The organism is Halomonas colorata (genome assembly GCF_014897985.1).
Classification (GTDB): domain Bacteria; phylum Pseudomonadota; class Gammaproteobacteria; order Pseudomonadales; family Halomonadaceae; genus Vreelandella; species Vreelandella colorata.
In genome coordinates this window covers 20,325-31,916 of record NZ_JABUZA010000048.1, presented here as the reverse complement: position 1 = coordinate 31,916, position 11,592 = coordinate 20,325, and the positions used below count along the sequence as shown (strand labels likewise).

Below are 11,592 nucleotides of genomic sequence, written 5' to 3'. Positions count from 1 at the left end.
TCAGTAGTGAAACCGCTTAGCGCCGATGGTAGTGTGGGGTCTCCCCATGCGAGAGTAGGTCATCGTCAGGCACTTATTGTGAAAAATCCCCCGGGGCTTGCGCCTCGGGGGATTTTTTTTGTGTGCAGGAAAAAGGCGGTAAGGCACTCCTCAGCGTGTCGGATCAGCCGCCCACCCCAGCAGCGCTTTGCGCTGCATCGCCGGCTGAAGCCAGCTCCCACATGACAATGACGGCGCCCTATAGCGTGGTCGGTTATGAACTGACCTGCCCCCCGAGTAGAATGACGGCACCCCATAGCGTGGTAGATTATGGGCTGCCCTGCCCCCAGAGTAGAATGACGGCACCCCATAACGTCATAGATTATGGATTGATCCTACTCGGTGGGAGCTGGCTTCAGCCGGCGAAGGCGCCGCCAGGCGCCCGGGGTGGAAGAGACCATCGTGCTTTGCTTGCTCCCAGATTAAAATGACGGCGCCCCATAAATTCAAAGATGATGGACGGATCTGCCCCTGCTCTTTGGGAGCTGGCTTCAGCCGGCGAAGGCACCGTCAGGTGCCCGGGATGGAAGAGGCCACCGTGCCTGCTTGCCCCCACCCAGCCGCGCGGGGCGGCGCATCGCTGACTGGAATCAGCTCCTGCAATACATCCCCTCAACACTGATATTCATCACTCACGCCAGATCACCGTTTGTGTCAAAATGCACTCATTAAGGAGGAATGCCATGACTCAAATGCGCTGGGACCAGCTACTTTCCCCTCGACGCCTGCACGATCAACGTCCGGATAACACGCGTGAAATTGGGCGTACCCCCTTTCATAAAGATCACGACCGAATTGTCTTTTCAGGTTCTTTTCGGCGCTTGGGGCGTAAAACCCAGGTGCACCCGCTAACCGAAAATGACCATATCCATACGCGGCTGACTCACTCACTGGAAGTCGGCTGCGTAGGCCGCTCGTTAGGCATGATTGTGGGCGAGCTGCTGCATGACCGTCTGCCAGAATGGATTACGCCTGCAGACCTAGGGGTCATCGTACAAACGGCTTGCCTGGGTCACGATATTGGCAACCCACCATTTGGTCATGCCGGTGAGTACGCGATTCGCGACTGGTTTAGGCGTGGCCAGGGAAGCGGCTTGCTGGACGGGCTTTCAGAAGCCGAGCGTGAAGATTTACTGACCTACGAAGGTAACGCCCAAGGCTTTCGGGTCATTACTCAAATTGAATATAACCAGTTTAATGGCGGTATGCGCTTATCGGCAGCAACCTTGGGTACGCTTCTGAAATATCCTTGGACCGTACGCTATGGCGGCCGGGCAGGTAAGTTTGGCTGTTACCAGTCCGAGCAGGCGCTCCTGAAAGAAGTCGCCGAAGCGGTAGGCCTATTGCCTCAGGGGGATCAGCGCTGGTGTCGTCATCCCTTGGCGTGGCTGGTCGAAGCCGCCGATGATATTTGTTACGCCTTGCTGGATCTAGAAGACGGTCTAGAAATGGGTATTTTACGTTACGAAGAGGTCGTGGAAATCCTGCGTCAAATTGCGGGTGAGTTTCCGCCTGAATATGAGGAAATGCAAAACCGTCAGGTGTCCCAGCGTCGACGCATTGCTTTACTGCGCGGTGCAGCCATGGAGCGCGCGGTAAACGAGGTGGGTGCGGTGTTTGTTCAGCATGAGCAAGCGCTATTGAGCGGTACGTTAAAAGATGACCTGCTTGAGCTGTGTCACCCTGATTTGGGCTGGGGAGTACAGGCAGCCAAACAGCTGGCCCGCGAACGTATTTTCCAGAACGAGCGTAAGGCCAAGCTTGAAATTGGGGCTTACACGACGCTGGGTATTCTCTTGGAAGCCTTTATTGGTGCTGCCCATGAGCTGCACCATACCGGGCAGTCGTCCTTCAAGCATCAGCGTGTATTGGCACTGATTGGTGAGAATACGCCACTACCGTCCTGGTCGCTTTACGATAGCTACCGGCGCATGCTGGACTTCATTGGCGGGATGACTGATCACTACGCGGTGGATCTTGCCCAGGAAATGGGCGGACGCCTACGCGGGGATTAAGCGATTAAGCATTAAACCGATGGCTGGCGGAGATGACTCAGCTCTACTAGCCTGGCCCGCTCCATTAACAGATAAATAATCTTGTCATGGATCGGGTCGCTCAGCGTGCCAGGTTTTAAGTCAGTAAGCTGCCTGGAAAGCTGCTCCCCACTGACCACCAGAACATCGCCGGTCGATTCAGTCGTGTCGATCTCCCAGCCAGGCAGTACAAGTACACCGCTTACAGGGACGGGGACACCGCAGCGCCGTTCAAGCCACTGGTTAAGCCAGCTGACCGCTTGACGTGTTTTATGTAAAGGGCGGCGCTCATTCCAGTGCGGAAAGCGTAAGCGTTCACGCTCGACGACCACCTTGTTAAGCTCCCGCCCATCCGAGCCAATCGCCAATGCCCGCGCCCGGGTTTCCAAGACGAAAACACCGTGTGGTGTGACCACCACATGATCGATAGTAAAACTATCCGTGGGTACGTCATGAAATACATAATAGGGGTGGGCTTCGGGCCGGATAAGCCGCTCAAGTTCCTGACCGACGGCCAGTTCGCAGGCAAGGCCGAGCTTCAACCGTCTAATGCGCTGGTAGTCGCGCACTAACAGAAGCGAAAAGGTTAGCACGAGCAGGGTGCTTAAAAGCCCATATAGTGCCCACTCGACCCACTCCTGCCGACTTACAAACAGCATTCTGCCCATACCGTATACCAGCGGGGCCAGACTAATAATAGGGCCTAAAGCACCGTTTAGAAAAAGGCTCGAAAAGGCTTGATCAAGGCGGTAGCGCAACGCTTGTCCAGGCTCACGCAGCGGCGCATTAAAAGGGGACTCAACGCGCGCGTCATGTAGACTGCGTAATGCGATGACGATGCCGCCCATCGCGGCCATTGGGAATAAAAAGATGAGCGGTAGCAGGTATTCCAGCCAAACCATTGCAGTGCCTTGCCCCTTTGCAGCCTACCTGATGGTAAGCCTGATAGTAGAGAGACCGGTTATCCGCCCGCAAGCTTAACCTGATAACCCTGTGCAGTTAACGCCTCGCGTAGCGTATCGCGATGGTCGCCTTGAATCTCTATTATGCCATCTTTTACCGCGCCACCCGTGCCGCAGCGCTTTTTAAGCTTTTTAGCCAGGTCTTTTAGCTCGGCACCGGGCAAGGGGATCCCACTAATCGTGGTCACGCCTTTACCTTTACGGCCGCTGGTCTCACGACGAATGCGCACAATACCATCTAGCCCGGCAATACGCGCCTGTTCGCTGCTCGCATCACAGCCGCAGGCATCTAGCGCTTCGCGACATTCCGGGCAGGTTTTGCCATGTTCGGTTGAATAAACAAGGCCGCCGAGCTGATCCCGTAAAGAAGCCATGACTATCCTCCGATAACACGTTGGCGGGCGGGCGAACGCCAGGCTTCGCGGTAGAGTCGTTCTATAACGGCGGGTAGCTGGTACATATTACTAATCATGATAGCGTTTTCAGGCGTCTCTTCGGCGTCGGGAAAGCGATTTAAATGAATGACTGTCATTCCTGCTTCAAGTGCTGCGCGAACGCCCACCAGGGCATCATCGATAGCGATGCAGTCATGTGCACTATAGCCCATGATACTGGCTGCGTGCAGATGTAAACAGGGCTCGGGTTTCCAGCAGTTGGCGGTATAGCCGCTAAACAGGCGATTGCCAAAATAATCGCTAAGGCCGGTGGCCTGAAGCGCCGTGTAAATTTTGGTTTCAGGCCCATTGGAGACGACCGCGCTTGGATAAGCGGTCAGCGCATCCAGCGCTTCGCCTGCACCGGCAATCAACGTTAGCTCTTCGGCAAGGCGCCTAGCCAAGTTTGCCCGCATGTTACTTTCCATGCGGTTCAGCTGCTCCGGGTCTACATCGCCATAACGCTGCTGTAATTCGGCCACAATGCGTCGGAATCGGGCGCCGCGAAATTCGCCAAGATAATCGGTGGGAGCAAACGGTAATCCTACCGAGTTCAAGCCAATGGCCATTTCTTCGGCTAAAAGCGGTTCACTATCGACGAGGGTGCCATCACAGTCAAACAGCAAAAGTGGAAGCGGCATTGTGGTTCCTTGCAGCGACTCAAACGCTACCAGTGTTAGTTGAAGAGCCTGCCAAACGTCTATTGAACGAGATTTTGAGGCTTTTGTGAACACTGTTTCGTAATTTTTTGTAGCGAGCACTGCAATACATACTGATGCGGGACTGACAAAGTGCTTAAAAGCTGAGTAGGCATCGCCTGATCAGTGCGATGCCTGGGTCGGTTAAATTTAGCGCGATAAGCGACGCGAATTGGCGCTACTGCGACGATGATAGGGCTGCATGGCTTGGCGGCTGGTTACCCACCAAGGTGCGTGTTGGCCACTTAACATATTGAATAGCGTTTTTTGCATGGCAAGACCCGCTTCCATACTGGCATCGAGCTTCTCGGACACCATGCGCTGGTTTTCTTTCATCATTTTCGGGCTGAAAAAAGGCTGCGTTTGCCATAGCTGGTTGCGCATGGTGATGGTCGACCAGGATGTGGTGCATAGCTCAAGTGCCATCAGGCCAACTTTCCAAGCATCAAACATTGCAGTAGGTGACATGGGAACTAAGGCAGGCTGGGTAGATTGTTTCATAAGCAGGCTCCGCAGGTGAACGTCTACTTAGTGTTGGCCTGTCGATGCTGCAATGCAATAACTATTTGCGCTGGCCGAGCATCAAACACAAAAAAGACGGCCAAACGGCCGTCTTTTAATTTAGGTTACGCTCGGGCTTACCTAACTTTAGGGTCTAACTCGCCACGCTCGTAGCGGTTGAACATTTCTTCAAGGTTGATCGGCTTGATCTTGCTGGCATTGCCTGCGGTGCCAAAGGCTTCGTAGCGAGCGATACACAGATCGCGCATGGCGGTCACGGTTTCCTTGAGGAATTTGCGCGGGTCAAACTCAGACGGGTTCTGAGCCATAAAGCGGCGCACGGCACCGGTAGACGCCAAGCGCAGATCGGTATCGATGTTGACCTTACGCACGCCGTGCTTGATGCCTTCAACGATCTCTGAAACCGGCACACCGTAGGTTTCCGGAATCTCGCCGCCGTACTGGTTGATCACCTCAAGCCACTCCTGCGGTACAGAAGAAGAGCCGTGCATGACCAGGTGGGTATCAGGAATACGCGCGTGGATCTCCTTGATGCGCTGGATAGACAGCGTATCGCCCGTCGGCGGCTTGGTGAACTTGTAAGCGCCGTGGCTGGTACCAATAGCGATCGCCAAGGCATCAACGTGGGTTGCTTTGACGAACTCAGCGGCTTCTTCCGGGTCAGTCAGAAGCTGTTCCATATCCAGCTTGCCTTCGGCGCCAATGCCGTCTTCTTCACCGGCCATGCCGGTTTCCAGGCTACCCAGACAGCCAAGCTCACCCTCAACGGAAACGCCACAGGCGTGGGCCATTTCGACCGTACGACGCGTCACATCAACGTTGTAGGCGTAGTCGGTAGGCGTTTTGCCATCTGTACCCAGCGAGCCGTCCATCATGACCGATGAAAAGCCCAGTTGGATAGAGCGCTGGCACACTGCCGGGCTGGTACCGTGATCCTGGTGCATAACCACCGGGATATGCGGGAACTCTTCAACTGCGGCCAAAATCAGGTGGCGCAGGAAAGGCGCACCCGCATATTTACGCGCGCCCGCCGAGGCTTGAACGATAACCGGCGAGTCGGTTGCGTCCGCCGCTTCCATTATGGCGCGCATCTGCTCAAGGTTATTAACGTTGAATGCCGGAATGCCGTAGCCATATTCGGCAGCGTGGTCGAGCATCTGACGCATGCTGATCAAAGCCATGGGATCACCTTCTTTAAGTTATCAGTGTGAACGAATGCGAAAATGTGCAGGTTCAATTCGTTTAATGTTAACCGCGTTTGGCGGCTGCTTCGAGCGCAACAACAGCAGGTAGCTGCTTACCTTCAACGTACTCAAGAAATGCGCCGCCGCCGGTTGAGATATACGAAACGCGATCAGCAATAGCATATTTGTCGATGGCGGCTAACGTATCACCCCCGCCCGCAATAGAGAATGCTGAGCTGTCGGCAATCGCCTTGGAAATAACTTCCGTACCTTTACCAAACTGATCGATTTCAAATACGCCGACCGGGCCGTTCCACAAGATAGTGCCCGCATCTTTGAGCATACTGGCCAGATGTGCAGCAGTCTCAGGGCCAATATCCAAAATCATTTCGTTATCAGCCACCTGATCAACCGGTTTGACTACCGCCTCAGCGGATTCTGAAAACTCGGTCGCCACCACGACATCGGTAGGCAATGGAATCGATACTTTCTCCATGAGTGCTTTCGCCTGGGCAACCAGGTCAGCTTCATGGAGCGATTTGCCCACATTATAGCCCGCTGCGGCGATAAAGGTGTTGGCGATGCCGCCGCCGACGATCAGCTGGTCACACTTCACTGAAAGTGCATTGAGCACGTCGAGCTTGGTGGAGACTTTAGAGCCACCCACGATTGCCGCCATCGGGCGGGCCGGGTTAGCCAGAGCTTTTTCAAGCGCATCCAGCTCTTGGGCAAGCAGGGGGCCTGCGCAGGCACTGGGCGCAAAGCGGGCAACACCATGGGTCGATGCCTGGGCACGGTGAGCCGTACCAAACGCGTCCATTACGAATACATCGCAGAGCGCTGCGTACTGTTTGGCGAGTTGCTCAGCGTCTTTCTTTTCGCCAACGTTGAAGCGCACGTTCTCAAGCAGTACGACATCGCCATTTTCAAGCGTTGGCGGTGTCTCAAGATAGTCGCTAACCAAGGTGACCGGCTGGCCTAGCAGGCCGCTTAAATGTTCTGCAACAGGCGCCAGGGAAAACTCATCGGCGGCCTCGCCTTCGGTTGGGCGACCAAGGTGGCTCATCAGCATCACCTTGGCGCCAGCATTCACGGCTGCCTGAATGGTGGGGAGCGCCGCTTTCAAACGCGCATCGCTAGACACTTTGCCGTGCTTGATCGGCACGTTAAGGTCTTCACGAATCAGCACGCGTTGCCCTTCCAAAGGCAGGTCAGTCATTTTTTGCACGTTCATGTGAGCGGTTTCCTCGTCTTCCAGGCGGTGAATCAGATAGGTGATATGGTAGCCAACGCTATGACAATCAAAGCCATGACCAACAATGCTAGGCAGCGTTTTCCTTGGAAATAACCGCAAGCCGTTGCGCAATATCGAGCATGCGGTTGGCAAATCCCCATTCGTTATCAAACCAACATAAGAGCTTGATCAAACGTTTGCCAGCCACGCGGGTCTGTGTTGCATCTAAAATGCCCGAGCGTGGGTCGTGATTAAAATCAATCGATGCCATGGGCTCTTCGGTATAGCCCAGCACGCCGGCCAGACGCTGCTGGCTTGCGCTATGTAACAGGTCGTTGACTTCCTGAGCACTGGTATCGCGGCGCACCGTCAGCGCGGCATCCATGGCAGACACGTTGATAGTGGGTACACGTACGTGCAGACACTCAAAGCGTTCTGTCAGGTGAGGCATCAAACGGCTGATACCACGTGCCAGGCCAGTATCGATCGGCACGATGGACTGCATCGCGGAGCGGGCCAGGCGCAAATCGGTTTGGTGATAGGCATCAATCACCGGCTGATCATTCATGGCCGAGTGAATGGTAGTCGTGACGCCGTGCTCCAACCCCAGCGCTTCGTCGAGCACGGTCAATAAGGGAACCAGACAGTTGGTGGTACACGACGCCGCCGATAAAACCCGCTGTGAGGGCGCAAGCTCGTGCTGGTTAATGCCCCACACTACTGTCGCGTCGACATCGCTTTCCGCCGGCTGCGAAAACAGCAGACGCTTAGCACCTGCAGCCAGATGTTGCTCGGCCGTCGCGCGATCTTTAAAGCTGCCCGAGCATTCCAACACCAGATCAATATCTAGCGCTTTCCATGGGAGCTTACGAGGATCTTGTTCACACACAACGTGAATACGCTGACCGTTGACGATCAGCGCTTCGCCATCATTCTCGACATCGCCAGGAAAACGACCGTGGGTGGTGTCATAACGGGTCAGATAGGTAATCGTCGCTAAGTCTGACAACTCATTGATGGCGACAACCTCAAGCGTAGGGTCGTTGCGCTCAATCAGCGCACGCAATACGCACTGGCCAATACGCCCATAACCATTAATGGCGATGCGATACGTTGGTGTGGCGTGCGTCGAGGCAGAATTAGCCATGTAAGAAAGCGGCTCTTATAAAAAGTGGATCAATGACCGTGGGTAATGAAACGCACTGGCGATGATAACGTATTTCAACCACCTACGCCTATCAGACGCCAAGCCAGCGGCAGTATGAGAGCCGTAAAAATACCCGTCAGGCTCATTCCCAGCGAAGCAAACGCACCAGCGGCGGGGCTGATTTCAAACGCTCTCACCGTGCCGATGGCGTGGCCGTTAAGCCCCAAGGCAAAGCCAATGATGCGGTCATCATCGATCTTTAAAAGCCGTGCAGCAAGGCCCACAAATGCCGCCGTGGCAACGCCGGTAACCAGCAGCGCACCTAACAGTAACGCCACCGAGCCGCCAATTTGCTCGGTAATACCGATAGCAATAGGCGCGGTGACGGATTTGGCGGCAAGAGAAGCCAGAATCTGGGGAGAGCTGCCCATAAGCCAGGCAATGGCCAAGGCATAGCAGGCAGCAAGGCTTGCTGCGATAGGCAGACAGATGGTCAGCGGTCGCCACAGTGCACGTATATGCGGCATCTGCTGATAAAGCGGCATGCCCAGTGCGACGGTGGCGGGCCCGAGTAGAACCGTTAGCCAGGACGCATCCTGCCGATAAGCTGCATACGGCAGGCCAATAATCGCTAGGATCGCGGCCAGCAACAGCGCGGCAATTAAAATAGCCGGTAACCAGGTAGGCTGCTTGAGCTTTTTAAATACCAGGTTGCCAAGCAGGTACGCGGTAAAGGTCAGCCCAACCGCAAACAGCGGTGTTGCGGTTAAGGCGTCAGGCAAAGCGTTAGCGGACATGCGTTTTTCCCATCAGGCGCTTGAGCAGCCACAGCGTGGTAATCACGCTGAGCAGCGTCCCAACAATCAGCGCACAGAGAATCGCCAGCCACTGGCCGGCGAGCTCATCAAGAATAAAGAACACGCCCACGACGCCCGGCATGATCAGCATGGCAAGCAGGCCGATCAAGGGCTGCGCCGCAGCGGCAATCGTTGAGGGAACACGGCCCCAGACGGCAAGCGTAGCGGTTAGCAACAGCATACCGATGACGCCGGATGAAACCGGAAGACCGGTGAAGTGAACCATCACTTCACCGATCAGCCAGTAGCTAATTAGCCATAAAAAGCCATTAAGTGCGGGCACTGTTAGCCAAGCAGTTCATCAGCGTGCTTAAGGATATTTTCAACCGTAAAGCCGAAGTGCTTGAACAGCTCGCCCGCAGGGGCTGATTCACCGAAGGTGGTCATGCCGATCACACGGCCGTCCAGACCTACATATTTGTACCAGTAGTCGGCATGGGAGGCTTCAATGGCAATACGCTTGGTGACCGCTTTGGGCAGCACGCTTTCACGGTATTCGGCATCCTGGCCGTTGAAGCGGTAAGTGGACGGCATGGAGACCACGCGTACCGCTTTACCCTGCTTTTCAAGCTCGGCGGCGGCGTCCATGGCTAGCGCCACTTCTGAACCGGTAGCAATCAGGATCAGCTCCGGCGTGGCATCAGAGTCTTTGAGCACGTACCCGCCACGCTGGATAGAAGCCAGCTGCGCTTTGGTGCGTGACTGGTGCGGCAGGTTCTGACGCGACAGGATCAGCGCCGTGGGGCCAGAGTGACGCTTGATGGCCGCATCCCAGGAGGCGGCGGTTTCCACGGCGTCACACGGGCGCCAGGTATTCAGGTTTGGCGTCGTGCGCAGGCTGGTTAGCTGCTCGATGGGCTGGTGGGTCGGGCCATCTTCACCGAGGCCGATCGAGTCATGCGTGAATACGTAGATCGCCTGCTGGCCCATCAGCGCCGCCATACGTACCGCGTTACGCATGTATTCCATAAAGATTAGGAAGGTCGCGCCGTAAGGCACAAAGCCACCGTGCAGGGCGATACCGTTCATCACGGCACCCATGCCAAACTCACGTACGCCATAGTGCAGGTAGTTGCCGCTGGCATCTTCAGGCGTGATTGCCTTGGCACCCTTCCAGAACGTCAGGTTGGACGGGGCAAGGTCGGCGCTGCCGCCGAGGAGTTCCGGCATCTGCGGGCCAATCACGTTAAGCGCTTCAAGCGACGCTTTACGGGTAGCGATGCTGTCGCCTTTTTCCTGGGCCTGCTGGATCAACGCTTCGGTAGCGAGCTCAGCCGGCAGCTGGCCTTTCATGCGACGCTTGAACTCACGCGCTTCGGTCGGGAAGGCATCGCTATAGCGGGCAAAGCGCTTTTCCCACTCCTGCTGACGGGTTTTACCCGCGTCACGCGCATCCCAGGCAGAGTAGATCGGCTCAGGAATATGGAACGGCGCGTGCGGCCAGTCGAGCTGTTTGCGTGCCAGGGCGACTTCTTCTTCACCCAGCGGCGAGCCGTGGGACTCTTCCTTGCCCTGCTTGTTGGGTGCACCAAAACCAATGATCGTTTTGCAGATAATCAGGCTGGGCTTGTCGTCATTCTGCTTGGCAAGCGCGATGGCTGCCTGGATCTCTTCCGGCTTGTGGCCATCGACGTTGGGCACCACGTGCCAGCCGTAGGCTTCAAAGCGTTTGGCGGTATCGTCGGTAAACCAGCCTTCGACCTCGCCATCAATTGAGATGCCGTTATCGTCGTAAAGCGCGATCAGCTTACCCAGCTGTTGGGTACCCGCCAGCGACGCCGCTTCGTGAGAGATACCTTCCATCAGGCAGCCATCACCCAAAAAGCACCAGGTGTTATGGTCCACAATGGTGTGGCCGGGGCGGTTGAACTGGGCTGCCAGGGTTTTTTCAGCAATCGCAAAGCCGACCGCGTTGGCAAAACCCTGACCCAAGGGGCCTGTCGTGGTTTCAATGCCTGGTGCGTAGCCAAATTCCGGGTGGCCAGCGGTGGGCGAGTGCAACTGACGGAAATTCTGCAGTTGTTCCAGGCTTAACTCATAGCCGCTTAAATGCAGCAGTGAGTAGAGCAGCATTGAGCCGTGACCATTGGACAGCACGAACCGGTCACGATCGGCCCACTTGGGGTCTTCGGGGTTGTGCTTGAGGTGATCATTCCACAGCACCTCGGCAATATCAGCCATGCCCATGGGAGCGCCAGGATGGCCGGACTTGGCCTTCTGAACAGCATCCATGGAAAGGGCGCGAATGGCATTGGCCAGCTCAAAACGGGACGGCATGGGGGTGCTCCTCGCCTGAAAACGTAAATAATGAAGGCGCTATTGTCGCTGACTTCCCACGTTGCGGCAAATGCGGCGGCAAATGTAGCGGCAAATTATAGGGCACATTCTGGGAAGAACTCTCAACAGCGTGTAGACTCTGCCTCCCGAAGCGGTGGTCAACCTGGTTAATGCCGCTTCCTTTATGGGCAGGGAACCTCCTGCC

At 55.8% G+C, this 11,592-nt stretch carries 11 protein-coding genes; 1 reads left to right on the top strand and 10 read right to left on the bottom strand.

Translation table 11 applies throughout. From position 1 onward, the window contains the following. Positions 1–722: 722 nt before the first annotated feature. A complete protein-coding gene (locus tag INT33_RS18085; RefSeq protein ID WP_192539256.1) occupies positions 723–2,054 on the top strand; it encodes a deoxyguanosinetriphosphate triphosphohydrolase in 1,332 nt (443 codons plus the stop codon). An 11-nt stretch (positions 2,055–2,065) separates the two neighbouring features. Here INT33_RS18085 and INT33_RS18080 read toward each other — a convergent pair whose 3' ends face one another. The 10 genes from INT33_RS18080 to tkt form a co-directional block, all read right to left on the bottom strand. Then, positions 2,066–2,974 (bottom strand): nuclease-related domain-containing protein, encoded by a 909-nt coding sequence (locus INT33_RS18080; protein ID WP_192539257.1) that lies wholly within the window; start codon positions 2,972–2,974, stop codon positions 2,066–2,068. 59 nt (positions 2,975–3,033) lie between these two features. Next, positions 3,034–3,408 carry a translation initiation factor Sui1 gene (locus tag INT33_RS18075; RefSeq protein ID WP_018919079.1) on the bottom strand — a complete coding sequence of 125 codons (375 nt, stop codon included), beginning with the start codon at positions 3,406–3,408 and terminating at the stop codon, positions 3,034–3,036. Positions 3,409–3,410: 2 nt separating this feature from the next. Continuing rightward, positions 3,411–4,109, bottom strand: coding sequence for an HAD-IA family hydrolase (locus INT33_RS18070; RefSeq protein ID WP_192539258.1), 699 nt, complete (start codon positions 4,107–4,109; stop codon positions 3,411–3,413). A 207-nt stretch (positions 4,110–4,316) separates the two neighbouring features. Then, the gene (locus tag INT33_RS18065; protein WP_192539259.1) at positions 4,317–4,667 is read right to left on the bottom strand and encodes a hypothetical protein; all 351 of its coding nucleotides are present in this window, start codon (positions 4,665–4,667) and stop codon (positions 4,317–4,319) included. 137 nt (positions 4,668–4,804) lie between these two features. Next, complete coding sequence (fba, locus tag INT33_RS18060) at positions 4,805–5,869, bottom strand: class II fructose-bisphosphate aldolase (protein ID WP_018919076.1); 1,065 nt, start codon at positions 5,867–5,869, stop codon at positions 4,805–4,807. Positions 5,870–5,936: 67 nt separating this feature from the next. Continuing rightward, positions 5,937–7,106 carry a phosphoglycerate kinase gene (locus INT33_RS18055; RefSeq protein ID WP_193092648.1) on the bottom strand — a complete coding sequence of 390 codons (1,170 nt, stop codon included), beginning with the start codon at positions 7,104–7,106 and terminating at the stop codon, positions 5,937–5,939. Between the two features lie 88 nt (positions 7,107–7,194). Beyond that, a complete protein-coding gene (locus tag INT33_RS18050) occupies positions 7,195–8,253 on the bottom strand; it encodes a type I glyceraldehyde-3-phosphate dehydrogenase (protein ID WP_192539261.1) in 1,059 nt (352 codons plus the stop codon). A 74-nt stretch (positions 8,254–8,327) separates the two neighbouring features. Further along, positions 8,328–9,050 (bottom strand): LrgB family protein, encoded by a 723-nt coding sequence (locus tag INT33_RS18045; RefSeq protein WP_193092647.1) that lies wholly within the window; start codon positions 9,048–9,050, stop codon positions 8,328–8,330. Further along, positions 9,040–9,393 carry a CidA/LrgA family protein gene (locus INT33_RS18040; RefSeq protein WP_193092646.1) on the bottom strand — a complete coding sequence of 118 codons (354 nt, stop codon included), beginning with the start codon at positions 9,391–9,393 and terminating at the stop codon, positions 9,040–9,042. The genes INT33_RS18045 and INT33_RS18040 overlap by 11 nt, the downstream gene beginning before the upstream one ends. Before the next feature lie 2 nt (positions 9,394–9,395). After that, the gene (gene tkt, locus INT33_RS18035) at positions 9,396–11,387 is read right to left on the bottom strand and encodes a transketolase (protein ID WP_192539263.1); all 1,992 of its coding nucleotides are present in this window, start codon (positions 11,385–11,387) and stop codon (positions 9,396–9,398) included. Between the last annotated feature and the right edge of the window lie 205 nt (positions 11,388–11,592).

Coding starts and splice junctions, on each gene's coding strand:
- INT33_RS18080 (WP_192539257.1), bottom strand. CDS start 2,974: ATGGTTTGGCTGGAATACCTGCTACCGCTCATCTTTTTATTCCCAATG.
- INT33_RS18070 (WP_192539258.1), bottom strand. CDS start 4,109: ATGCCGCTTCCACTTTTGCTGTTTGACTGTGATGGCACCCTCGTCGAT.
- INT33_RS18085 (WP_192539256.1), top strand. CDS start 723: ATGACTCAAATGCGCTGGGACCAGCTACTTTCCCCTCGACGCCTGCAC.
- fba (WP_018919076.1), bottom strand. CDS start 5,869: ATGGCTTTGATCAGCATGCGTCAGATGCTCGACCACGCTGCCGAATAT.
- tkt (WP_192539263.1), bottom strand. CDS start 11,387: ATGCCGTCCCGTTTTGAGCTGGCCAATGCCATTCGCGCCCTTTCCATG.
- INT33_RS18065 (WP_192539259.1), bottom strand. CDS start 4,667: ATGAAACAATCTACCCAGCCTGCCTTAGTTCCCATGTCACCTACTGCA.
- INT33_RS18045 (WP_193092647.1), bottom strand. CDS start 9,050: ATGTCCGCTAACGCTTTGCCTGACGCCTTAACCGCAACACCGCTGTTT.
- INT33_RS18075 (WP_018919079.1), bottom strand. CDS start 3,408: ATGGCTTCTTTACGGGATCAGCTCGGCGGCCTTGTTTATTCAACCGAA.
- INT33_RS18055 (WP_193092648.1), bottom strand. CDS start 7,106: ATGAACGTGCAAAAAATGACTGACCTGCCTTTGGAAGGGCAACGCGTG.
- INT33_RS18050 (WP_192539261.1), bottom strand. CDS start 8,253: ATGGCTAATTCTGCCTCGACGCACGCCACACCAACGTATCGCATCGCC.